This window comes from Okeania sp. SIO2C2 (assembly GCF_010692625.1).
In the GTDB taxonomy this organism is placed as follows: domain Bacteria; phylum Cyanobacteriota; class Cyanobacteriia; order Cyanobacteriales; family Microcoleaceae; genus Okeania; species Okeania hirsuta.
This window is the reverse complement of record NZ_JAAHGM010000028.1, coordinates 39,230-65,714: the sequence shown is the minus strand read 5'-3', so window position 1 is coordinate 65,714 and position 26,485 is coordinate 39,230. Positions and strand designations below refer to the sequence as shown.

Below are 26,485 nucleotides of genomic sequence, written 5' to 3'. Positions count from 1 at the left end.
TTTTTACCTTTTTTTCAATATTTACTTCTTGACTCCTAGATAGCTAAATTATTCTTCACTTTTTCTCTTATTCCTACTCCCTAATCCCTAGACTAATTAATTTTAAAATAGCTGTCTCCATCATTTTTTCTTTTTTTTCAATATTTAGGGTTTAGGGTTTGCTGAAAAAGTCTTTTGGTAAGGGTAGGAGCCAAATATCAGAATCCAGAAGTCAGGAGTAATGGGAATTATAAAAGAGGTAGTCAGAAGAATCGTCCCTTGATTTTCTGGCTAACTCTTGCCCAAAATGCGCTCCTTTTTGAGCGATTGGAGCTGAAAACCAAGGTATTTCAGACCTAAAAAGGCTAAAACCTTTATCTGTAAATGCTTTGAGATTTAATCAGCAAGCCCTACTTATATAGCCATTTCAGTTTAGATTGAGACGAGTGTTTCTTGCTGTGAAATGGTTTCATTCTTATTTGAAATGACTATAATATCAAGTGTGAAAAAATAATGCTATAAAAAGGTGCATCTTGATCGGATTTTTTTCAATATTTACTCCTTTAGTAATAGACATCTCCAAGAATAAAAAATAAAATTAATTATCGTACTCTTATTCATCAATTATTTCTCTCTATTCCCTACTCCCTACTCCCTACTCCCTATTCCCTAAACGTAAGCATTCAGCTATTAGCAGTCAGCTATCAGCAATTAGTAATTATTCATTACTTCTGAGGTTTAGGAAGGGGACTTTAATAGTAACTTTTATTCTGTCTCAATTTCTCAATTATTTTTACCTTCCTCAAAATTAATAGCTGATAGCTAATAGCTGACGGCTGAATCCTTACCCCTAAACTAATAAATAGCAATAGGATTAGCTGGTGAACCTGTTCCACCTTTCATTTTTAGAGGTGCAAAAACAAACATAAATTCGTAAACTTTATCTTCTATTAACTGACTAACATCCAAGTTTTCAATATTAGTAATACCATTTTTAACCATCCATTCAATATGACAGTCAAAAGGTCGATTTATATCTTCACCAGGAGCAGCTTCAGTTCCCCAAGTATCTGAACCTACCATCGCTATTTTTAAGGTAGATAAATTACGACAACTAGTAATACCAGGTCCTGGTTCTCCAGAATTAAATATTTGACTATTTTTGACTTTTTGTTCGGGACTCAGACTATCCCAGTCTTTCCCCCAATACTTACCATGACCAGTATAGAAAATAACTACATCCCCTTGTTTTATTCGAGATATTTTTTCTTTTTTTATTGCTCCTTTAATATCATTAATTGTAATAATTCCTGGGTCATTTTTACTCTTACCTTGAGGAACTGGTAAACGTTCAACTCCTCGATAATTAGCAATATCTAATAACACTCCCCTAGTCACATATCCCAACTCTCCAATCTTTTCTACTCCTAATTTATTTAACCCGTAGGATGTTCCAAAATCTTCTAAAAAGTTACCATTATAAAAATAATTTCCTTGAGAAGTATTCACACCAATATGACCTAAACCATCAAATTGAGTGCCAACCTGACCTAACTCAGCCATCACATATTCATCATTAGCGATCAGGCTATTTTCTTCGGGAAATTTATAAGTTGGTAGACCGGGAATTATTAATTTCCAATTACGTTGGGAAAATACCGGAGCATCACTTTGATAAACTTTGCCCAGGGTAGCTACCTTACCTTTTTTGACTAATTTTAGGGATTCTAAAACTTTTTTATTATTAATCCAATTAACTGAACCTACTTCATCATTTTTTCCAAAAATTGAAGGACTCCATCTCTGTCTTAAAGGGAGATCATCAGCTATACTTGAGGATGAAAAACTACAGATAGTTAATAGGATAAAAATAAGTATTATTGTAAATTTGAAGTAGTTAGGAATTTTCATTTTTTTTAGGGAATAGGGAATAGAAATTAATTTTCAAGTAAGCATTCAGATATTAGCAGTTAGGTCTCAGCAATAAAAATGAATGAAGCAAGCATTTGCTTAACTTCTACTTCATTTTCAACCAGAGAACTGAAGCACAATAATGAGGAACTTGAGTTGTCAACTAAAGGTAATAAGACTAATAGCTGCTCTTTTCAAATTTAGCTTACTATCCACACAAAGTGCTGTAATTCAAGGAACATTAAATAAATAAGAAATAAGGTCTTAAGCTTCCAATTTTTAAGGGGATAGAAAAAATAAAATTCCCTATTTCCAGCCTTCTATTTAACCAGGAAGTACTGATAACTGATAACTGAGAACTGATAACTGAAATTGCCTCACATAAATTTTAAGATTGCCTCAATTAAAGTTTTCGGTTCATTTTGGAAAAACATATGACAGCCCGGAAATTCATGTAAAGCAAAAGTACCAATAGTATGCTCTTTCCATGCAGATAACTGTTGTAAATTTACTATTGCGTCATTTATACCTCTAAAAGCAACAATAGGAAATTCAAAAGGTGCTTCAGGAGAATAAATATACTTTTCATTGAGGGTAAAGTCTGCTCGTAAAATAGGTAAAAATAATTCCATCAGGTCTCGGTTTTCCAGGACTGCTTCAGGAGTACCACCGTATTCACGCAACGTCGAAATTAAAGTCTGGTTAGATGCTTGATGAAGTGGGTCATCAATAGGAATTTGAGGAGCGCGACGACCAGAAACAAACATATATTTAGGAGTTGAAAGTTTTTGTCTTCGTAGTTTACTGGCAACTTCAAAACAAATTAACCCACCCAAACTATGGCCGAAAAATACAAAGGGATATTCTTTAACAAAGGGTTGTAAAGCTTGGGTTAGGGAAGAAACTAGGTCATCCCATTTAGTAATTAAAGCTTCTTTTATCCGAGTTTCTCTTCCTGGTAATTGTATGGCACAAACCTCAATATTAGATGGTAAATGTTTTCCCCAGAGGCGAAATAAGGAAGCACCAGATGCAGAAGAGTGAAAACAAAATAGACGCAAGTTAGGTTGAGGACAAGGTTGAAAAATTTTTATCCAGGGAGAAGGAGTAATAGTAGAATTCATTGGCAAATCTATTAGTTGAAAATTGGTATAACAAAAAACTGTGAGTGTTAAGGAGTAATTTTTTCAACACTTTCCCCACTCATGGGTTTGAGATACAAAAATTATAACGTTATAGTTTTTGTTTACTATATATATAGCCTGTTTGATTTAGTCTTGTGTTTATGACTCTGTGGAAAATATTTTTATCTAGGGAGAAAGAGCAATAGTAGAATTCATTAGATAAATTTATGCTCTGGAAATAGGTATAACAAAAAACCATGAAAGTTGAAGAGTAAGTTTTTTCATACTTACTCCACCCGTAGGTATCAGATACAAAACTGCAACGTTGTAGTTTTTGCCTAAAACCATGAAAGTTGAGGGGTAAGTTTTTTCATACTTACCCCACCCGTAGGTTTCAGATACAAAACTGCAACGTTGTAGTTTTTGCCTACTATATATAGCCTGTTTAAGTGAGTTTTGTGTTTATAACTCTGTTGGAAATATTTTTATCCAAGGAGAGGGAGTCATAGTTGAATTCATTAGACAAATTTATGACCTGAAAATAGGTATAACAAAAAACCATGAAAGTTGAGGAGCAAGTTTTTTCATACTTACCCCACCCGTAGGTTTCAGATACAAAACTGCAACGTTGTAGTTTTTGCCTACTATATATAGCCTGTTTGATTTAGTCTTGTGTTTATAACTCTGTTGGAAATATTTTTATCCAAGGAGAGGGAGTCAGACAGAATCCGAAAAACAAAAAAGAGCTTATGATTAATCGCTCAAAGCAGCTAACTGCTTTAACATTTGCCTCAAACCATCTCGCCAATAAGGAGAATGTTTTCCCAAAACTTGGGAAATTTTCCCACTATTCAAAACTGAAAAAGCAGGTCGTTTTGCTGGAGTTGGATATTCAGCAGTAGTTATGGGAACTACTCGTTTTACCTCTAAAGGAAAACCCAGTTGTTTTGCTTCCTCAAAAATAGTCATGGCAAAATCGTACCAACTAATAGCTCCACTATTTGTGTAGTGATAAGTTCCATAGGTTTCTGAATTAAGATGAGGAATAATTTGAGCGATCGCTTCTGCTAAGTCTCCTGTCCAAGTTGGACAACCAACCTGGTCATAAACTACTCTCAATTCTTCCCTATCTTTACCTACCCGCAGCATGGTTTTGACAAAGTTACCTTTTCCATAAACTCCATAGACCCAAGCAGTTCTAATAATAATATGATTAGCGTCTGTTTCCCGAATGGCCTTTTCTCCCGCTAATTTAGATTTGCCGTAAATACCAAGGGGGTTGGTAGGGTCGGTTTCTGTATAGGGTGTGCTTTGACTCCCATCAAAAACGTAGTCGGTGGAAATGTGGATTAAGATTGCCCCCAATTTTTTTGCTTCGGTTGCCATAATTCCAGGGGCAATACTATTTACCGCATTGGCTAATTCTGTTTCATTTTCAGATTTGTCAACTGCCGTATAAGCAGCAGCATTGACAATAATTTCTGGTTTAACTTGGTTAATTATTTGAGAGATGGCATTGGGGTCTGCCAGGTCTAAGTTTTCTCGCCCCACTGCGGTTACTTCCCCAATATTTGTCAGGAGGGGTTGTAGTTGATGGCCAAGTTGTCCGTTAATGCCTGTTAATAAGATTTTCATTTGTGATTTTCCAATAATATATTAGATTTAATTTTTGTTTTTCTATTTGGCACTACTCCAATCTTCTATCAAAAATTTTGAAAGAGGACTCCCGTTATAATCGCACTGATTTAACGGTGAGATGAATTTCAAAGTGGTAAGTTAATTGAGGGTTTGCAAATCAATCCAGCATCAGTTATAGTAATTAATAGCCGTGGGGCACACGGTTAAATAAAAAGCTTGTGGAGATGGTCTGACGGGGGTACAACTCAACTTGTTTGATTTGTTGCCTAGTTAAGAATCTGCGAAGCAAGAATCTCCAGTTATAATCTTTGATTTAACGGTGAGAGTGTCAATAATTCTTTGAATGTTTCTTGTCCTCCTGCTTTTAATGCTGTAATTATTCGAGATTTCAGATAGGGATTTTTTTCTATTTCTTGAATTGCTTGGTTAGCAATTTCTAAGTTATTGCTGGGATTTGAGGAATAGTCTGTTTTAGATAGTTGTTCTAATAATTATTGAATTTCTTTTGCTACCTCTTGTAAGGTTTGTCGTCAGCATTCAGCAGTCAGCCATCAGCTATCAGCTATTACTTTTAGTTTAGGATAAAAGCTTTATTAATTGTCTTACTACAAAAGTTGGCTCCCTTGTCCTTAAAGTCTATATTAATTTAAACACTGTTCCATAAGAGAGAGTATTGTTGCTGATAGCTGACAGCTAATAGCTGAATGCTTACGGTTTGTCTTTGTTCAGGTGAATAATTATTCTGCTCAATATTCGCTGTATATATTGTTGCTTCTCCTCCAACAATACTGGCGATTTTACTGTCTCCGCTAATTTGAATATCGCGATTATTTTCGGTCATTTGAAAATTCTCCGTTTGACTATTAACAAAAATATTTGTTCCATTTATTTTATATTCTGTTGTTGTTCGTTGAACAATTTTTTCTGAGTTTCTCTCTAAGTATTCTGCCAGGTCATTAAATCTGATTTTTATTGCTTCATATTTATTTTTCTCCTCTGTTTGTTTAACTATCTGTTCTAAAGTCGAAAATATTTTTCTAAAATAATTAGCTGATACTTCTTGAATAGGGATAATCAATTTTTCTCGACCAGATATTTCTGTTAAGGGTGGTAATAAGACTAAACAAGGTAATTGTTCGGGAAGGATATCTAGTTGTCTAGCTATATCGTAAGATTTATTTCTATTAAATGGTTTTGTTTTAAATAACCATCTACTTAAAGAAAATTTTTCATACAACTCTGAATAAAGAATTGACTGCCAATATTTTATGAGTGAGTCAAGGTTAGGCAGAGGTTTTTCTAATATATAGATTTTATTCCAGTCTCCTGTTAATTTTTCAATTTCATCAAGGTTATCTCCGATATAATTTAATATTTCTCTATCACTATCTGCATATAGAAAAATTACATTAAGTATTTCTGATGAACTATTATTGATATTTTCAGTTGCTACAATGTCAGCGAATATAAAAGACTTGTTAAGAGAGAAAGACAAAGAATCAAATCTATATGAAGAATATCTCAAATATTCCTTATATGTGCTTGTTACCTCTATTATTGCTACTTTGTTACTTTCACTATTATTTTGATTAGTCATAAAAATTACCTCAAGTTAAAGTCTACTAACCAAAGATAATAAAATTTTCTTACATCACAACGTCTAGCAAAATTTATATTCATAATTTTCATCTTTTGATTCTGCTTTTAAGTGAGTAGGTGGGGTAAATTTTATCCTCTGTGAAAAATCACTTCAGCTAGAAAGTTAGCCGAAATATTCTGAATTCTCTGTTCTGAGTTTTGAGTATTTTACAGCTTGAGAATTTGCCGATTTTCATTCTTCCTTTAAGTTAGCAGATAGACAAAATTTCACTCTCTGTGAAAAATCACTTCAGCTAGAAAGTTAGCCGAAATATTCTGAATTCTCTGTTCTGAGTTTTGAGTATTTTACAGCTTGAGAATTTGCCGATTTTCATTCTTCCTTTAAGTTAGCAGATAGACAAAATTTCACTCTCTGTGAAAAATCACTTCAGCTAGAAAGTTGACAGAAATATTCTCAATTCTCAATTCTGAGTTTTGAGTATTTTACAGCTTGAGAATTTGCCGATGAAGAAAATATTTCATTTAGTATTCAAACCTCTGGGTGAGCGCCAGAGGTACTGATAACTGATAACTGATAACTGATAACTGATAACTGAAATAACTCCTTCTTAAAACAAATCAGCATCTTTTAACGTTGTACCAGCTTCATCTTTTTTAGATAATTTCACCTCAATTCCTTCCAGAGGCCAAATAATACCAATTTCTGGGTCATTCCAAATAATTGAACGCTCATATTGGGGTGCATAATAATCAGTAGTCTTATACAAAACATCCGCAATTTCAGACACTACTAAAAAACCATGAGCAAAACCAGGAGGCACCCAAAGTTGTCTTTTATTTTCTGCACTTAAAAGATAACCTACCCATTTACCAAAATTAGGAGAATTTTTCCGAATATCCACAGCAACATCAAATATTTCTCCCACAACTGCTCGTAATAATTTACCTTGAGCTTGTTGAATTTGATAATGTAAACCTCGAAGTACACCTTTGCTGGAACGAGAGTGATTATCTTGCACAAATTCCAGATTTACTCCTGTTTTTTCTGAAAAATTGCCCTGATTAAAACTCTCCATAAAAAAGCCACGCTCGTCTCCAAAAACTTTTGGTTCTATCAGCAATACTTCTGGGATTTCTGTTTGAATTACATTCATTTATATGACCTCAATTTATTTAATAGGTAGTAGGTTTTAGGTCTTAGGTCTTAGGTGTTAGATTTTAAAGTTAATATATAGCAACCTCCAAAGCGCTTAGGACATATCAAAAGCTTAAAATTCAGACAACGCAAGATTTTCCTTCTCTCCTAGATAACTAAACGCCTTCTTCATTCTGCTATAAGTTCACAATTAAAAATTCCATGGATATCTAACTTTATCTTGTCTGTTTTGTCAACCTTTTTTACCTTATACTAAGGGTGAAAAAAGAATGCTTAACTTAGATAAAGTTTCAATTATTAAGTAATGAACACAAACTCATGAAACTTTTTTGATAATTAGCACCCCAGTTATTGTTAATTATTCTGATGTTTACTACTCCCCCACTCCCCCACTCCTTCCATATCCGTATATCCGTGCCATAATCCGTGTGAGCCACTTCCTACTTTTTCTTTCCCCAAGCTTCTAATTCTCCTATCCACAGAGAAAAAACTAATTTATGGAAATTTAGCGTTCGAGCAATTCTCAGTAAAAAGGAGAATAAAGTTGGCTGATAATATTTGAGTCGATCAAATATATATTCCACACTCATAGAATTATTGGTTGGCTTTGATTCTACATCAGAAAATCCACTTTTTTCCAAAGCTAATTTTATCGTATCAAGGGAGAAATAAGTCAAGTGTTCTGTTGGTTTATAGTGATACCATAAAGATCCTAATAATTTATGCCAAAACCCTCCCAAATTAGGAGTAGTAATAAAAATCCATCCTCCCGGTTTCAAAAGTTGATAAGCTCCTGTTAGTTGAGCAATAGGGTCTGTTGTATGTTCAATCATATCTTGCAACATAATCAAATCAAAAGAATTAGGTTCAAAATTATGATTAAATAAATCTCCTTGACAGACAGATAAACCTCTACTTTTAGCAAAATTTACTGCATATTCTGATACTTCTAAACCTTGAGGATTATCCCATCCTAAATCTTTTGCTTGCTCTAAACAATCACCTAAAGCACAACCCACATCTAATAATAAGCCTTGACCAGAAAGTTTTGTTTCAGCCTTTAATAAACGTTTGCGAAAAGTCTGGCTATTAATTTTCATCCCTTGGAAATAATTAGAATATCCTCCTTTAGGAAAATCGTTATTATAATAATCTTCCTGATAAATTGCAGTGGGATTTTTTGGTGGATTGTTATCCCATACCATACCACATTCAGAGCATTTTGCTAATAGATAATCATCCCCTGCTTTGTAGTAGTTAAATTTATCTGTATGACATAAGGGACAATGATTTTTTTGCATAATATTTGATTAAAATTACTTCTGTTAAAATTACATCTAGATAAATATATTGCCAGGGATTAAAATCCCTGGCTCAAAGCTTAAGTCCTCTTTAGAGGACTCCATATTTTCAGTCCCTTTTAAGGGACTTCAGCTATGATCCCTGAAATTTATTTCATGGCTATTTTAGAGGTTCTTGTTATCTTTTCAACTCTCTTCTACCCTAACTTTTACTTCATCATTTAATTTGACAAATTCTTGTTTGTCAGAGTTATAAACCCAAGCTTTAATTATATTTTCTCCCATGGGTAAAGATTTAGCTGAAAATGTTACTTTCCATCTCACTTTACTATAAAGTTTTGACTTCATAATTTTAACAATATCATTACTCTCTAAGTTGACAATGGCGTTGGCAAAAAAAACTTGATTCTCACCAGAAGAAAGTAATACTAAGTTAGGTTGTTTTTTTCTATGTGGTATAATTGCCCAACCTCCTAAATTTAGAGTTTCGTCACCTTGAATAATTAGAGGTTTTGCAGTTGTTTGAGGATTATCTAAATAACCATAATTTTGTTTTGGTTGTTTGATAAATTCCAGATTTTGAGGAAATTTTCGCCATCCTAATTTTTCCATAATTTCTGCACCTTGTCTGACTAACCAAGTTTTACCATTCATTAATACTAAACAACTATCTGGAGATTCTCTGATAAATTCTGAATCTGCTAAATAGTTAATTATTTCTAGACATTCTTTCCGACTTTCTATGTAGGGAAAACTTAATTTTACATTCCTCACAACATACACTGAGTTAATTATCATAATTCCTGTCATTGCCACAGCTAAAATTTTATATATTGATAAATATTTTTGTTGCTCCTGTACAAACAAAGCTAGGAGATAAATTAGAGAGATAATTAATAATATTGATGTGGTTGTATATCGGGAAGAAATCATTGCATTTTCGATTCCATATTCTGCTCTACCTACAGAAATAGATAGAGCAGAAATTAGAGAAAATGTACCTATTGTTAACCAAGGAATAGTTGCTTTGAGAGGAAAGTCGGAAGTAGGTATGGAGGTTGCATCCAAGGTCTGTACAGATTCGGGAATAGAGAATATTTCTCCTCTAGATTCCCAATTCATTGTTTCCCCTACAGAATTTCTGATTCCTAATTCTTGATTCTCTTGTTTAAACCAAAGCTTCTTGAGAAAGTAATATGTGAAAAATAAGAAACCAGAGAATAATATTAATCCTGTTAAAATTGCAGGGATGGGAAGTCTCACTAAAGGTAAACCTAGAACTGCTAAAAAGTAGTTTATGATCAAAAATGGTTGTTCTGTAAATAAAAATGGTTTTGGTTCCCGAATCGGATTAAAGTTAATTGCGTAGATAATACATGAAATTATAAACAGGAAAATCCAGATAGTTAGTCTACTAATTTTTTGTTTGGCTTTCCCTTCTATAGATAATATTGATGGAATTAAAACTACCCAAGAAAGTAATCCTTGGATTAAGGTAAAACTTCCGATTAAACAAGATATTGCCGCTAGAAATATTCTGGTTTTTGCTGACAAATTTTCTAAGGCGTGAATCAAATATACTGCCATTATTAGACATAAGTTTGTCAGAAACCAAAATAGGGTAAATCCCCATAACCAGTTCTGATGTTGTACTAGGGAAAACAAGAATAAACAACTTAAAATATTTGCTATGTGTAGGATATTTTGGTTTTGATTATGAAATTGAATTTCGGCTATTTTGCAAATAGCAAAAAATGTGATGATGACAAAAATTACGCTACAAATTATTTCAGCTTGAGTGTTCCATTTAGTGGCAAATGCTAAGGCGGTAATGATTAATTTTGGTATTAATATTCTGTGATGTCCGTGTACTGTGAAAAAGTCAAAAAATGTGGCGTTTCCTTCAGCAACTCGCTCAAAGATAGGGGTTAATCTCCATTGGTCCCAGTAGGGAACGTTGACACTAAAATTAGCAAGAAACCAAAGGAGTAATAAGACTGGGAAAATATAGAGAGTTAGTAATAATATTTTGGTTTGGGAAAATATTTTTCGCATTATTGGGAAGTGGCGATCGGCAATATTATAGGTGTAGGTTGGGTTGAGGAACGTAGCTTGCTTCCCGTAAGGGTAACCCAACTACTGACACTTATACAATAAAACAAACCACATCTGTATCTCTTTTCTCTATTCGTTTAATGTTGGGTTTCACTACCGTTCAACCCAACCTACAATCAGACTGATGGCACTGCTAGCCCGGAAGCCTTATTTGAGGCTAATATCATGTCCGGATAAGAGCGTGATAAAAAAACTTTCTCCTTCTTTTCTTATTTCTTCCCTCCTGGATTCTGAATTCTGACTCCTGACTCCTGAGTAGTTTATTTATAAATGTTCAACCCGACATGATATAACACACTGGCAAAACCACAAAATTGATTGGTTTTCCCATGCGACGCTCCCCTTCAGGAGAGCGCGGGTCAAGAGCCAACTTTGAGATAATTAAGGTTTAAAGCCTCTTAAGGAGAAACAAAAGCAGAGGTACTGATAACTGATAACTGAAATTACCTCCCCATTCAATTTAATTTCAAATTCTATTTCTTCACTATTTCCAGCTTGAATATACAAGTTACCGAATAATTAATAATTAATAATTAATAGTTAATAATTAATTATTAAACAATTCAGGTTTAAAGTCTCACCTTGGATAGGGGATAGAATCAAAAAAATTCCTTAAGCATCAATCCCCTTCTTAAAAGAAGGGGTAATTACTAATTAGGGCTTGCTGAACAGTACGTCGATCTATACATCTTAATATGTATAGGTTAGAGCATAAAATAAGTTAATTGATAACAAATACGATACAGACTTTTCAATTGGGCTTCACTAGGCATTAATCAATACTACTCAGACATTTGAACTTGCCAGTAAATCTGAGAAAATTAGTCATCTTTTAGATGACTTCAGCTATTAGCCAAGAATTTTAATCCTTGGCATCTTTGCATCTTTCATTTTCTCCTGACCAAAAAATAAGGTCTCAAGCCTCCGCTTTTAAGTGGATAAAAAAAATCAACTTCTTCTGTATTTCAAGCCTATTGCTTTCCTGCGGAATGCTGCGCAAACAGCATGAGGTACTGATAACTGATAACTGATAACTGATAACTGAAATGTCTCCTAACTCCTGAATTCTAATTAACATTAGTCAAACTCTTAAACTTGCCAGTAAATCTGTTAAAGAACAACTCTAAAACCGTCCGCTTACCAACATTAATATTTGAGTTAATTGCCATACCATTCTGCAAACCAATTTCCAGATCGTTCTCATTATCCAGAACAAATGTTTGCCGTTCTAAATCAATTGTAGTTTCAAAAGAAAAATAAGGTCTTCCTGCTTCTTGGTCTGGAGGAATAGCATCATCACTAATAGAAATAACTTCCCCAGTTACTGTACCAAATTCATTAGCAGGTAGAGCCTCAACTTGTACCTCTACAGGTACACATTCCACATCTTTTAAACCTAATTTTTCTCGATTTTCTTTCAGTTCCGGACAAGCACATTTTTTACCTGGTTCACATTCAATAACTTCTCCACCAGCTAATTCTTGGTCGTGATAAGGTTCTAATTTTTTCCGTTTATCATTTAAAGCTTTTAATACTAAAGCAATATCTTTATTCTGAATATAAACTACCGCTTCTAAACCTTCATCATCATCCAATACTGTCAGTAACGGTTGAGTTTGTTGTGCCTCATAAGACGCATCTTCACATCTTTCAGGTTTAATATCCCCAGGTTTCAAGACATCATTAATTACATACTGACAAATAGGGTCAGTTTTTATATCTAGAGAAGACTCTTCTTTACTAACAGGTTTTAAATCAAAAATTACTCCAGAAACTGGTGCTTTTAAAACTTGATTATCGCGAGTTTCTTCTAACTTTTCAATCTGAGCACTAACTTCAGTTAGTCTCTTATTGTTGTCTAGTTGTAAGCGAGTAAATTGAGAATCTATTCGAGCAATTTCCCTTCCTTCATTTTCAGCAATTCTGGCATAAAGTTCCCTTGCCCAACCATCTCTAGTATTTTTTAACTGTTCTTTAGTTCTATTAATAGCCACATTTAAACGCTGTTGTTCTAACCTAGCGCGTTGTATTTCTGCTTGACGAGCTTTGACTTCTCCTTCTCTAGCATTAATATCTGATAGCCGAGAATTTATTTCTCCTTCACGAGTATTTATTTCTCCTTCCAATATATTAATATCAGACCTGCGAGAATTTATTTCCCCTTCTCTAGCATTAATGTCTGATAGGCGAGAATTTACTTCTCCCAATCTAGTATTTATTTCTCCTGCTCTTGCTTGAATTTGGTCTTGTTGCCTTAAAAGTTCACTTTCGCCTCGGAAAACTTCTTGTTCCTGACGTTTTTTTTGTAGTTCAGCGATCGCTCCTTCTTCTACTAAAGGAGATATTTGTCCTAAAATTTCTTGGTTAGATCCTAATACTTGTTCTGACTTACTTAACTGTCCTTTAGCCAGTTCTAATTGTTCTTGAGAATATTGTAGTTGTTCCTGAGTATTTTTCAGTTGTTCGTTAGCAAACTTCAGTTGTTTCTCTGTATTATTTAATTGTTCATAAGCATAAGTTAGCTGTTGCTTACTATTATTTAATTGTTGTTTGGCAAACTGTAATTGTTGCTTGGCATATTGCAATTGGTCTTGAGCTACTCTTAATTGTTCTCTAGCTGCTTCTTCATCTTCTTCTGCTTGTTGAAGTTGTTTTTCTAGCTCTGTAATTTGCAATTCTACAGCAGCTACACGAGAATTATATTCAGCTTTGTAGTTTACATATAATCCTTGCAAACTAGAGTCAACATTAACAAAACCACCTCTATTTAGATAAAGCTCATTAATCAGAGCGCGGTATGTTTGATTTTCTGATATTCTAGTTTGTCGCTCTTGAGCTAATTTTTGTAAATCTGGAGGTAAAGCTGTAGGAACTTTACCATTGAGTACCTCTTTATAAAACTGATTTTCTCTTTTTAGAGTGTCTCTTAATTCTTTAGCAGAACCTAAATCTGCACTAGGAGCAGTAGGACTAAAAGTTAGTAATGGTTGATTTTTTTCCACGCGATCGCCATTTTCTACATGGAGTCTAACTACATTGCCACTGGTAGGAGCTTGGACATCTATGGAACCATCTTTAAGTTCTAATTGTCCTGTAGCTGGTACTGCTTGGTCTATCTCTGCAAAGTAAGCCCAAATTATTGCTGAACTGGTAATTATCATAATCATCCACAAAAATAGTCTAGATAATATAGCTGGTTTCTCTAGAATGACTGGTTGTTCGTTTAATGATGTAGATTGAGTATTCATTTTGTTTTTAATTTTTTAGTAGGCAGTAGGCAGTAGGCAGTAAGCAGTAGGAAAGAATCAGGAAAAATGGAAGTCATAGAGAAGGTGGTCATTAATTAGGGAATAGGGAGTAGGGAGTAGGGAGTCAGAATAAATGGCTTCAATATCATTTTTTAGGTCGTATAGCAGAAAGCAGAAAGAAAAATCTAGCCTTGTCTGAATTTTAAGCTTTTGATATGTCCGTGCCATTTGCTTCGACTGATATATTAACTATTCTTACTAATTATTTATCATTCTTTCCAGATTCTTTTTCCTCCTATTTACTTTTGATAATTGAGAATAATTGCTCAATTTTCTTTAATTTTTGATTTAAAAATTGTTGTTAAATTTCCTTCCTCCTTCATTCTCCTGCCATAATTATTGTTTCATTTAATTCTTACTTCCGATTATTTCCAGATTTTTATTCCTCCTTTCTTAACTTTGAGTAATTTAGGTAATCCAGCAATTATTTTCTAGTTTTCTTCATTAAATAATTATTGTTATCAAAATAACTTCTGAATTCTGAATTCTGACTCCTAACTTTTGATTTCAATTTTGACTTTTGATTTTTAACTTTTTAATTCCTGACTTTTTAATTCCTAATTTTTGACTTCACTTTTGACTTCACTTTTGACTTCACTTTTGACTTTTGACTTTTGACTTTTGAATTTTTACTGTTGAGATTCTTGTTGTTGATAGAGACAGAAATAACGACCTTTAACCGCCATTAATTCACCATGAGTTCCCTGTTCCACCACCGAACCTTTATCCATCATAATAATAGTATTAGCATTTTTCACTGTTGTTAAACGGTGAGTAATAAAGAACACAGTTGTATCAGCAAAAGCCTCAGCTAAATTCTCACAAACTTGACGTTCCGAACTGTAATCTAATGCACTAGTTGCCTCATCTAAAATCAACAATCTCGGATTTTGTAAAACCGTCCTAGCAATAGCAATTCTTTGCCTTTGCCCCCCTGATAAAGAAGCACCTCTTTCACCCACCATAGTGTTATAACCACTAGGCAAATTCATAATAAAATCATGAGCAACTGCTACTTTAGCCGCCCTGACAATTTCATCAGTAGTAGCATCAGGATTTGTCAAAGCAATATTATCTTGAACCGTACCATTAAATAAGAGAGTATCTTGTAAAACCACCCCAATTTGACGACGTAAAGAATATAATTCTACTTTTTGAATATCATATCCATCAATAAAAATTCGACCAGAAAGAGGTGGATATAAACGCTGCAATAACTTCATCAACGTACTCTTTCCAGAACCACTCAAACCAACAATTCCCACAAAATAACCAGCAGGAAATTCCAAATTTACATTAGCCAACTGTAAAGGTCCGCTTTGAGTAAATCGGAAAGAAATCTCCTCAAATTTAACACCCCCACTCATCGGTGGCATATCAATATTATTCCGGTCTTCCTCATCCACTTCAGCCTCCGTATCCAAAACATCTCGAAGTCGTTCAATAGACATTCCCACCTCTTGGAAACTCTGCCAAACACTCACAAAACGCAGCAACGAACCTGTCACATTACCAGCAATAATTCGGAAGGCAATTAATCCCCCCACCGATAACTGACCATCAATTACCAAATAAGCACCAACCCATAAAAGTGCCAGTCCGGAAAGTTTATTTAAAAAAGTACTAATAGAACTAGAAGTAGTCTGAGTCAAAACAGTATTAAAACTAGCAGTCATAAACTTCGCATAACGCGCCGACCATTCCCAACGAGACCGAAGTTCCAAATTCTGAGCTTTAACAGTTTGAACACCATTTAAAACCTCTACTAAATAAGATTGAGAATCAGCATAACGCTCCGCCTTTTTCCTTAGAAGTCTTCTAACAATTGGCGAATTAATAATAATAATCCCAGTAAAGAAAGGCACCCCTGCCAAAGCTACCGCCGTCATTAACGGGTTAAGAGCCAACATCACAGCAATATAAATTACTGAAAATACCGAATCTAAAACCACAGTTAAAGCAGTACCTGTCAGGAAATTCCTAATATTAGCCAATTCTCCAATCCTACCCGTCAAATCACCCACCCGACGATTATCAAAATAATTGAGTGGAAGACGGAGTAAATGGTCAATAACCTCCGAGCTAAGTTTGACATCTATCCGGTTAGTAGTATCCACAAATAAGAAGGTTCTTAAACCTCCTAATAAAGCTTCAAATAGAGCTACTAATAACATCAAAATACCCAGAACATCCAGAGCCTCAATATTACGTTGCCCCATGACTTTATCAATAATAATCATGGTCATCAGAGGGTTGACCAAACCAAATACCTGTACAAAAAACGAAGAAATCAACACCTCAATAAAAACCGTCCGATGCTCCATCAAAGAAGGAACAAACCACCAAAAACTAAACTGTTCCTTCTGTTCTGATTTTGGTGCCTGGAGTAATAGAACTTGTCCAGACTCTCCCCAGATTTCCGCAAACTGGCCTGGTTTGAGGCGAGTTAACCCGAATTCTGGACTGCCAAGAACTATCTCTTGTTCTGTAATGCTGTACAGTACGGCAAAATGGTCTTGCCATTGAATTAAAGCTGGTGCCTTCAGACGATTAACTGCTGCTGCGGGAACCTGTACCAGTTGACCTGTTAATCCCATCATCTGAGCGATCGCTCCACAAGCTTGCAGAGACACCCTACCTGCAGTCCGAATCTGATTGTCCAATACCCGGCGAATCACATCTCGGCGAAATTTCAGCTTCAGATGTTTAGCCAGCATCTGAAAACAAGCCAAAGCAGCAGGAACTTCTCCCTTACCCCGGAAAATGGGATATTTTATAGATTGAGTATCTTGAGCAACTGTTGGTTCTGGTGGACGTGCTGGTGCTTGGGGAACCATGGATACATCTAAAGGCACAAGCTCAGTTTTTTGTGCCCCATTTTCCACCGTAGTCTCCTCAACTTCACTCCCTTTTTGTTCTGGGAATCCTAAAATTCTTGCTCCTCTGGGTCCCTCAATTTTTAAAGACCTACCCACTCCATCTAAAACCACTGGACTACCCGGAGCAAAATCTCCTACTACCCCACTACTGATTAGCCAGATTTTTTCCGATTCTAAGATAGATGATAGTTCCTTAGTCTTTACATCTCCTTTTGGTAGGTTTACTACCACAGTTTTTTCGACAACATTTCTAGCAAGTTCTTTCAAGTTCCCACTAACTTCAGCCCTTCTAGCAAATTCTTGACTGAGTAGTTCAAATACTTCACTCACTGCTGGACGTTCTAAAAAGGCTGCCCCAAATTCTGGCTCTGCTTCTAATATTGCCAAGAAGTCTGCGGCTGGTAAAGTCACGGCAATTAAATCTGTTGAAGCGAGTGCCGTTTCACAAGGTGTCCCTCGTAACAACCCAGCCCAACCAAGGATTTCTCCAGGCCCTGCTAACTGTAAACTGACATGACGTTGCGATCGCTGGTCGTAACCTAATATTCGTGCCTGACCTTGATAGATAATTGCTACTTGGGTCGGCATTTTTTCTCTTTCAAATAGTGGTTGGCCACTACGGTAACCTAGTAATTGACACTTTCCCACTAATTGAGTTTTCAGTGCATTTTCTGAAAGTCGATTAAATGGTGGTTTGTCTGCCAGAAATTCTTGTACTTGGGATCTTGATATTGTTGAGGAAGTAGCCATCGAGTCTATAAATTTATTTCACTCTAGTTGGGCAATACCGAAATAATTTAAATCGGGTGGTAGATCGTAGGTTGTAGGTCGTAGTGAACTAACACAGCTAAAACTGTGCAATAGATTTTTATTTCTGGGGTTGCACATTATGGAATGATATTGCCAAAAATTAGTTTAGACTTTGACTAAAAATAACCATTAATTAATCATTCTAGCAATTGATTAATCCACAATCCAATTCAATCAAAAATATCAAATCATTCGTCGCTGTGCAACGTCTAATTTTGTAGCAATGAGTAATTATCATAATTTTTCTACTACTCTTTATTGCTTGATTTAAAAACCAATCGACACCTGTTTAATTTACTGTGGGCAATTCACCTCCCGTTAAATCGGAGATTATAACGGGAGACCCCTTGCCAAATCTAGTTGGGTTAAAATCTTCTCATCAACCAGTTTTGCTTGGAAGAGTAGGTTATTGGTTATTCACCTAAGAAATAATTGTTAATTGTTAATTATTGAAACCTACTACATAACACTTTTCTTGTATGTTATTTACCTAGCACCTCACAACACACTACCTAAAACCTTCTTCAAACTTTTACGTCTGAACGTAGTGGCTTGAGGGTACCAATTTTTCCTATTTGTTCTCTGATCCAATTTTCAAATAGTTCATCTATTAGAGCGCGACGCATTGAGTCATCAAGCTGTGCAGGGATAAATTTTTCTAATCTAATAATTACTGTCCATTCCGTCAATGGACGTGGTGCCCAGATTTGACCTGGTTTACTTACTGATAAAATTTTGCCTATAGCAGGGTGTGGTTGACTCAGAGGCACTGGCCCTAATAATCCTCCCGAGCGCCCTTCTGGACCTTCAGAGTGTTGACGAGCTGCATCCGCAAAGGTTTGTTCTTCTTCTACTATGCGAAAATACAGTTCGTGGGCTAGACCAGGATTTTTTGTCCTAATCAGAGAGTATACTACCTGGTCTAAACTGCTCTTACGAGTCAGAAAATATCTTTCTACTTGATTACTCCAAGTTTCTTGTTTAAATTTTTCTAGTAATATTGGTCTAATTGCCATTTCTACCAATTGTTCTTGGGTCATGTCTTGGTTTTTGAGCCATGCTTGTTTGGTTTCGGGGGTATTTAACTGATATTGGCTCTCAAATTTTTCTACCGCTGTAGTTTTTTGTGCTTCTGTGCAAGTCAAGTTAGCGATCGCTTGGTCAATTATCACTCCTCGTAAAAAATGAGGCATTAACTGATAACGTTTTAATAACGATGGGATATCTTGAGCTTGCAATAATTTATCGCCGATTTGAAACAGTCCTGTCATTTTTCATATCTCCAACTGACTTGCACTATCCCTTTTAATTTAGTCTTCTGTTAAAAGTAGTGGCAGATTAAGTTACCATATTATTATTATTTCTTTATATTGATTCGTCTTTAATTTAAAAATACAAAGAAATAGGTGATTTTGCCCTGTGACGCATTGTCCTTTGGAGCTGTTCCCCTGTTATTGGTATCTACACTAAAGTCATAGGACTACGAATATGGGTCAAAATATATGCTTATTAATCCATTGTTTCACCAACTGCTTTTAACTTGGGTATAATTCGGATGAATATGCTAGTCAAAATATTTATATTATACTTTACTTCATAATAACATCATTATTATTACTACTGTCTACAATAGCTATAGTTAAATAATGATTATATAGTTAGATAGTTAAGACTATAGTAATCTTTTTCTCCTGCATTTAAAATTTTTATTGTGCTTTATCCATCTAGGTTTTACTGTTTTTTTTATTTATTGCATTGGCTATTTACCTCTTCTGTATTAGCATCATTATAACCCCCATTTTTAGGATCGAAAATACCATTTAATTCAGGCTTTTTAAGGTTTTAATTTCGTTTAATTCAGGCTGTTTAAAAATTGACTCGAGCTACGGTCTTAACCTCAACTTTATGTACTAACCAGAACTGAAATTCTTAGAATCCTTTTAGTTTAGTAACACAAACAAGAGAGTTAATTTTTGTTGTTCTTTCATTGCTATAGCAGAAGGAAGAAGGAAGGACTAAAGGTATGTTTACTTCTCCCCCACTCCCTCACTCCCTCACTCCCACACTCCCCCACTTCCCTGCTCAAGAATAGATTTCCAACTAAATGTCGCGAGGGGTCTCCGGTTATAGTCGTTAGGGTTAACGGAAGGGGAATCGCGACCCGCAAAAAAACTAGTAGCGTTCTTTAGTTAACAAGGTAGCTTAAGTGTGCTATGGTATAATCACTTAGGAGTGGCGGTAATACGCACCTGACTGCTGAACCTAGACAACTCAAGATATGTGGTTCAACTGGTGAAGTTCTGGTAATTCCGTATTTGAGGTAAAATTCCCTGAAGGAAATAGGGTGAGTACAGAACTTTTAGTACAAGACAGCGGTGGGTCTCATCGTTGCTGCCTGTGGAGGGGTAGACATTAGTCAGCCTGGGAAGCAGGAAGTTCTATTTGTGAGGAGGAGAAGCTCCCGTTATAATCGGGCGATTTAGCGGAAGAAAACGTCACAATTTAGGGTTAGAGGCCATCTTATGCCTAATTTGGTTGCCATAATCCTAGGGTAAGTCTCAGCTAGTTGCTAATTCTACACTTAGGTTCATATATTCTTTCTCGGTATGAACGATTAATTCCGGTAATTCTAGTTCTTTTACTAAAGCTGGTATTTGTCTTCCTCTGGATGTTTCACTATATCTGATTACTGGTGTTACTCCTACTAATATAGACTGGACTACTGAGACTAATTCAGTATTTATCAAGGCATCTAAATATACATCAGTTAGTTCTAGGCATTGTGAAAAATCTGCTCTTGATTTGAGGTTCTTAATCGCTATTATTCGTTTTTCGTTTAGGCCAAATTGCCGACATAGCGATCGCATCTGTTTCCATAGCAGTATCTCTTCATAATTTTCTGGCCGGAGATTATTAGGCCACAATACTAGAACAATACTAGAATTGAGTTTGGTACGGCTGTGATAATTTTTTTTAATCAAAATAATTGGGTCGCGCAACCCCGCCTTTTAAGGCGAAATATTTTTGGAGCGTGGCTTAAATCTCCGTTACAAAAATAACTTCTGACTTGTGACTTCTGACTTGTGACTTCGTTAACCAGGTCTGTCTCTGTTCTGGGTGGAGTTGATTGGTCTTTGGGCTAGAAATAAATACTACTGTTTCAGGGTTAGCGCCACAACTAGTGGAAGATGGCGGAAATAACTGACCAGTTAAAAAATCCTAAAACAATTACAAATCAAAAATGATTGACTTTTAAATGCATGACTTTTAACTTCCGCGTAGCGGCACTAGCACGGGTTGGCCTGAGTGTGATGATTGGGGGGGAAAGTGAGGGGTAGGCTAGAATCGGGCAAAGTCATTGAGGAGTTAACATCGGATGCTTCACAGAATGTTTTTCGCCGACAATACAATAATCTAAATTACTAAATTACGAATATCTGTAGCTATGGTTGAGTGTGTAGTTATTTGAATTGTTACGAGTCGATATAGAGTTAGATGGCACAAGGGGTTTGGTGTATCAGTAGGATTAGTAGGGATGAGTCAAAGATCTAGTTCATCAGTACGGATAGTATTTACCGACTCAGATAAATTTTTGAGCAGTTTTCTGGACAAATATGATTTTTGACAGCATAGACCCAGAATATCATTTATTATTTAAAAAAAATATAACACTATTTCAAAGTTATGTCTATCTAAATTTTCGAGGATTGAAATAACAGTAAAAGTATCCTGTTGAAGGCTTAATTTATCCAGTAATATTCCCAGACTAATTTTGTGGTTCATCCCTTATTTCTGAAAAATAACAACCAAATTGAGACTCATTAAACTCTAAAAAAATTCCCTTACTTCCAAGACATTTTGCCAAGTATTCGGAAGTAAAAAATCACAACAAGAAAAAACAGTTAAATCAAGATCGTCGGCAATAAAAGCAGCAATACTTTGCCTAACTGTGGAGTTACTATTACTAAAAACATTCCCTTTCAGATACACAATTAAATCTTGAACATACTCACAATATTTTTCCAATTCCCCAACTTCCTGAAAATTTAGAGGTCTAGCAAATAAAAAATTCAGAAAATCAGTAAAAATCCATTTTGGCAAAACAGCTCGACGATAATTTATTGGTAACTGAAAAGCAAAGTGATAAAGCAGAAATGCTAAAAGACTTTGCCAGAGATTAGTTGTAGAAAAATTTCCCTGTACATTAACAACAAAGTCTTGTTCGGAAGCAGTTAAAACTTCATTTTTTATCCCACTATTGAGTAGAAGTTTATAAATTTCACCTATTTCAGCTTGATAAAAATATTTCAATTGTTCATTTGATAAACCTAACAACTTTTCAGCGAGTTGACGACGTAATTGGCGAAGATTATTTAAAACCGACTTATCACCAGGATAGCGACGATATTGTTCCACCAAATTTGGCAGTTGAGAAAAGTCTTGTTTGAGCAAAATACCTAATTTTTTTCTAGCAGTTTCCTTCACCTCTGGAGTCAAAAAACTATAAACAGGATTCTCCAATATTTTCTGATAAAACCTTTGATAATCTTGAGGATTTTTCCCAGAAGTAAGATTAATTTGAGTTTGTTGGCGGGGATGAATACGAAGTTGAGATAAAGACTTATCCACAAATCCAATTTTATAATTTCCCATAATCCTGAACCACATATCTATATCTAAAACTTGAGTCAAACTAGAGTCAAAAAGTCCGATTTTTTCAAAGACTGCTTTAGGAATTAATACTGTCGTTGGTTCCCCAATTTTATTCAGGCGATATTTCATTAAACTAGGGTCTAATAATAAATATTTTCCTGACTGAATAGTTTTCAAACTTGACCAATCCTTGTGTAAATCTTGAGTACCACGATAAGCAGCTACACAAGTAGAATTATTTTCTGCACCAGGTTCTAAAATTACGCGACGGCGAGAAAATACTAAGCCTATTTCCGAATCTTCTTCTGCTATTTTGACAAGTTCTTCAATACAGCTTTTTTCGAGCAAATCATCCTGGAACAAGAATTTAATATATTTGCCTCTAGCTTGGGAAATACAGAAGTTTAAATTTCCCACTAAACCATAATTTTGATGGCAAATAATCCGAAATTCTATTTGTGGATTTTCCGATTGTAATGATTTGGCTATTTCCAGGGTTTTGTCAGTGGAATTATCATCAGAAATTATGATTTCTAGGTTGGAGTAAGTTTGGGAAAGGGCACTATTAATTGCAGCTCTGATAAAATTTTCTCCGTTGTAAGTAGGGATGCAAATACTAACAAGTGGAGATTTCTTACTTGGAGAGGACTGAGATAATTTTGTCGCTGGAATATTAGTAAAGTTTTCCGTAATTTGAGCAATATATTGGAGGCGAGTCTTGATTTTTTTACCCATAGTTTCAGGGCCGAGTAATGACTTAATATCTTCAGCAGCTTTTAATCCAATTTTTTGAGCTTTGTCAGAATTATTCAACACATATTTCATCAAATTGGCGCAATGTTCGATGTTAGGATTTGCCCAAATATCCCCTTGTTTATATGGTCCGTAATTATCAGCGATCGCTACTTTTTCATATTCGACTAAAAAGCTATTTCCTACATTCATAAATTCAGTATTTGATGAATAGCCAGTGGCAATAACTGGTTTGCCATAAAACATTGCTTCTGCCATTGTTAAACCAAAGCCTTCGGCGCGATGTAGAGATACATAACAATTGCAATGGTAAAGCAAGGCATTGATTTTTTCTTTGGATAAATATCCATCTATATGTTTAATATTTGGGGAGTCTCCGATACTATTTATTAGTCGTGATTTATCTCTAGGAAATTTTTGAGAATTGGATGATTTTATTAGGAGCAAAACATCTGGGTTTGAGTTTCCGAATGCTTTTTTAAATGCGGCGATGGTGGCGAGTGGATTTTTTCGTTCGAGGCGACTAAAAAAGTCAAAGATAAATAGAAAGATAAATTTTTCTGTTGGTAAACCTAGTTCTTTTCTACTAATTTTCGGAATAGGCAGAGAAATGCTGGGCATCATTTTTATTACAGGAATAGATGACACCATTGAAATAGATTCGGCACAATAATTACTGTAGGTCCAAATCTCGTGAAATGGTGTAAATGCTGTTATCCATTCTGGAGGAAATTTCGGAAGTTCCCACGCCCAAAAACCGATGTTATATTTATTGGTGAAATATTGTCTGACAGTTGGTTTTTTGAGAAAGGTTTTGACTTCATTGGCGTTGACTTGAAATAGATTGATTGGATGTGGATTTTCTTGGGTAAAATTTTGGTAGGTTTTGTCGGAGTTTCTATGGGGAGTGCTGATAATTTTGTTGATAACAAAGGGAATGTTTGTGGTTTCTACTGATCGAAGTGTTGCTCTTACTCCTTCTCCTATTCCTAACTCTCCTTTCACAAAACCTGCAATATTAATTCCCAATTTTTGAGGAGTTGTTGGAGTTGATAAAAGTTCGTTTATCTCTGTAAGTTTTTCTGGTTTTGCGGACATTTCTTCTTTCCTTCTCACTGATGCTTTTTCCTGGTATAAAATTTGAGTTTTGTCTGAGAGTTGTTCGGATTTTTGAGTAGATGTTGGGATGTTGAGAGAATTTAGTTCTTGATTTATCTCTCCTCCTTTTCCCTGGTGTAAAAATTGAGTTTCATCTGAAAGTTGTTGAGGTTTTTGAGTAGATGTTGTGAGATTGAAAGAATTTAGTCCTTGATTTATCTCTTCTCCTTTTCTTTGGTGTAAAAATTCAGTTTTGTCTGAGAGTTGTTGAGATGTTTGAGTAGATGTTGGGAGATTGAGAGAATTTACTTGTTCCTTCTCATCTCCTGGTTCTTGTTGCTGAAAAAATTCAGTTTTATCTGAGAGTTGTTGAGATGTTTGGGTAGATGTTGGGAGATTGATAGAAATTTCTTTTTTGCTTCTCACTCCTCCTTTTCCCTGGTGTAAAAATTGAGTTTCATCTGAAAGTTGTTGAGATGTTTGGGTAGATGTTGGGAGATTGAGAGAATTTACTTCTTTCCTTTTCCCTCCTAGTTCTTGTTGCTGTAAAAATTCAGTTTTGTCTGAGAGTTGTTGAGATTTTGGGGTAGATGTTGGGATGTTGAGAGAACTTACTTCTTGATTTATCCCTTCTACTTCTTGCTGCTGAAAAAATTCAGTTTTATCTGAGAGTTGTTGAGATGTTTGGGTAGATGTTGGGAGATTGATAGAAATTTCTTTTTTGCTTCTCACTCCTAGTTCTTGTTGCTGTAAAAATTCAGTTTTGTCTGAGAGTTGTTGAGATTTTTGAGTAGATTTTGGGATGTTGAGGAAATTTACTTCTTGATTTATCCCTTCTACTTCTTGCTGCTGAAAAAATTCAGTTTCATCTGAGAGTTGTTGAGATTTTGGGGTAGATGTTGAGAGGTTGATAGAAATTTCTTTTTTGCTTCTCACTAGTTCTTGAGATTTTGGGGTAGATGTTGGGATGTTGAGAGAATTTACTTCTTGATTTATCCCTTCTACTTCTTGTTGCTGAAAAAATTGAGTTTCATCTGAAAGTTCTTGAGATTTTTGAGTAGATTTTGGGAGATTGAGAGAAATTTCTTCTTTCCTTTTCCCTCCTAGTTCTTGTTGCTGTAAAAATTCAGTTTTGTCTGAGAGTTGTTGAGATTTTTGAGTAGATTTTGGGAGATTGAAAGAATTTACTCCTTGATTTATACCTCCTCCTTTTCCCTGGTGCAAAAATTGAGTTTCATCTGAAAGTTCTTGAGATTTTTGAGTAGATTTTGGGATGTTGAAAGAATTTACTTCTTCCTTCTTACCTCCTCTTCCTTCCCTCCACAAAATTCTCTCGAATGTTTTGAGATAATCCCGATTTTGTCTAAGAATTTTTCGGAGATTTTCCGCATCATATTTTAAGAGTGCTTCACAAAAAGCTGGAGAGATTTTTTTCTCCGTTAATAAATGGAGTGATGAATAATTAGTGTAGAAATTGAGGTGAAATTTCTGAGCAATAATTTGGAGAGATTTAACTGTATATATAGATATGTGTTGACCTTCATCCGTAGCGTAGTACCACCACTGATTAGGTTTAGGATTGTTTGGCGGTAATATTTCTGTGCTGAAGAGAATATTTTGGGAGTAATTTAAAATTTCTCGAATATCAGAAATAGGATTAACTAAATGTTCTAGTAACTCAAAAGCAGTAACTAACTCATATTTTTGGTTTTGAGCAGCTTTAAAGTTTTGAGAGAAGAGATTTTCACAGTATTTGTCTTGCCAATCAAACTTGTATTTAATATCCCGCATCAATCTGACAAATAAACCATATCCCCCACCGAAGTCGAGAAATTTTTCCTCTGGGTCAAAAAGTCGATCGATAATATTCTTTGTAATTTGAGATAACATCAGATTTCTAAAGATTAAACCCTCATCACTAGAGGCGATCGCTTGAGAATAAGCTTCACTTAACCAGTAAGGATATTCTGTTTGGATAAAGTTGCAGTTTTGACATTGAAAGTAGTCGATTTTATATTTTTTGTTGAGGATATGAGCTTCAGAAAATTTTAAAGAAATAGATTCACATATTTTGCATTTCATCATCTTTTTGTATCTAGGTTTATTCATTGTCTTAATATTTATATTGGTTAAGTCTAACAGATTTTACTATCTATCTATA

13 protein-coding genes are annotated in these 26,485 nt (G+C 35.0%); 1 reads left to right on the top strand and 12 read right to left on the bottom strand.

Going from position 1 to position 26,485, the window contains the following annotated elements:
• Nucleotides 1–174: 174 nt before the first annotated feature.
• Nucleotides 175–339, top strand: coding sequence for a hypothetical protein (locus tag F6K18_RS21115; protein ID WP_287523704.1), 165 nt, complete (start codon nt 175–177; stop codon nt 337–339).
• Nucleotides 340–834: 495 nt separating this feature from the next.
• Here F6K18_RS21115 and F6K18_RS21110 read toward each other — a convergent pair whose 3' ends face one another.
• From F6K18_RS21110 to F6K18_RS21055, 12 genes are all read right to left on the bottom strand, one after another.
• Nucleotides 835–1,890: a cyclase family protein gene (locus F6K18_RS21110; RefSeq protein WP_287523701.1), complete on the bottom strand. Its 1,056-nt coding sequence runs from the start codon at nt 1,888–1,890 to the stop codon at nt 835–837.
• 377 nt (nt 1,891–2,267) lie between these two features.
• On the bottom strand, nt 2,268–3,014 hold the full coding sequence (locus F6K18_RS21105) for a thioesterase II family protein (protein ID WP_287523698.1): 747 nt from the start codon (nt 3,012–3,014) through the stop codon (nt 2,268–2,270).
• 753 nt (nt 3,015–3,767) lie between these two features.
• Complete coding sequence (gene rfbD / locus F6K18_RS21100) at nt 3,768–4,649, bottom strand: dTDP-4-dehydrorhamnose reductase (protein WP_287523696.1); 882 nt, start codon at nt 4,647–4,649, stop codon at nt 3,768–3,770.
• Nucleotides 4,650–5,298: 649 nt separating this feature from the next.
• Nucleotides 5,299–6,249, bottom strand: coding sequence for a hypothetical protein (locus F6K18_RS21095; protein ID WP_287523694.1), 951 nt, complete (start codon nt 6,247–6,249; stop codon nt 5,299–5,301).
• A gap of 610 nt (nt 6,250–6,859) precedes the next feature.
• Nucleotides 6,860–7,405 carry a dTDP-4-dehydrorhamnose 3,5-epimerase gene (rfbC, locus tag F6K18_RS21090; RefSeq protein WP_287523692.1) on the bottom strand — a complete coding sequence of 182 codons (546 nt, stop codon included), beginning with the start codon at nt 7,403–7,405 and terminating at the stop codon, nt 6,860–6,862.
• 442 nt (nt 7,406–7,847) lie between these two features.
• On the bottom strand, nt 7,848–8,708 hold the full coding sequence (locus F6K18_RS21085) for a class I SAM-dependent methyltransferase (protein WP_287523690.1): 861 nt from the start codon (nt 8,706–8,708) through the stop codon (nt 7,848–7,850).
• A gap of 186 nt (nt 8,709–8,894) precedes the next feature.
• Nucleotides 8,895–10,844 (bottom strand): hypothetical protein, encoded by a 1,950-nt coding sequence (locus tag F6K18_RS21080; RefSeq protein ID WP_287523688.1) that lies wholly within the window; start codon nt 10,842–10,844, stop codon nt 8,895–8,897.
• 1,046 nt (nt 10,845–11,890) lie between these two features.
• Complete coding sequence (locus F6K18_RS21075) at nt 11,891–14,071, bottom strand: biotin/lipoyl-binding protein (protein WP_287523686.1); 2,181 nt, start codon at nt 14,069–14,071, stop codon at nt 11,891–11,893.
• A 689-nt stretch (nt 14,072–14,760) separates the two neighbouring features.
• A complete protein-coding gene (locus F6K18_RS21070; RefSeq protein ID WP_287523683.1) occupies nt 14,761–17,760 on the bottom strand; it encodes a peptidase domain-containing ABC transporter in 3,000 nt (999 codons plus the stop codon).
• 584 nt (nt 17,761–18,344) lie between these two features.
• Nucleotides 18,345–19,091: a peptidylprolyl isomerase gene (locus F6K18_RS21065; RefSeq protein ID WP_287523681.1), complete on the bottom strand. Its 747-nt coding sequence runs from the start codon at nt 19,089–19,091 to the stop codon at nt 18,345–18,347.
• 1,287 nt (nt 19,092–20,378) lie between these two features.
• Entirely contained in the window at nt 20,379–20,801 is a 423-nt protein-coding gene (locus tag F6K18_RS21060; RefSeq protein ID WP_287523680.1) for a hypothetical protein, read from the bottom strand.
• An 847-nt stretch (nt 20,802–21,648) separates the two neighbouring features.
• Nucleotides 21,649–26,409, bottom strand: a complete 4,761-nt coding sequence (locus tag F6K18_RS21055; protein WP_287523678.1) for a glycosyltransferase — start codon at nt 26,407–26,409, stop codon at nt 21,649–21,651.
• Between the last annotated feature and the right edge of the window lie 76 nt (nt 26,410–26,485).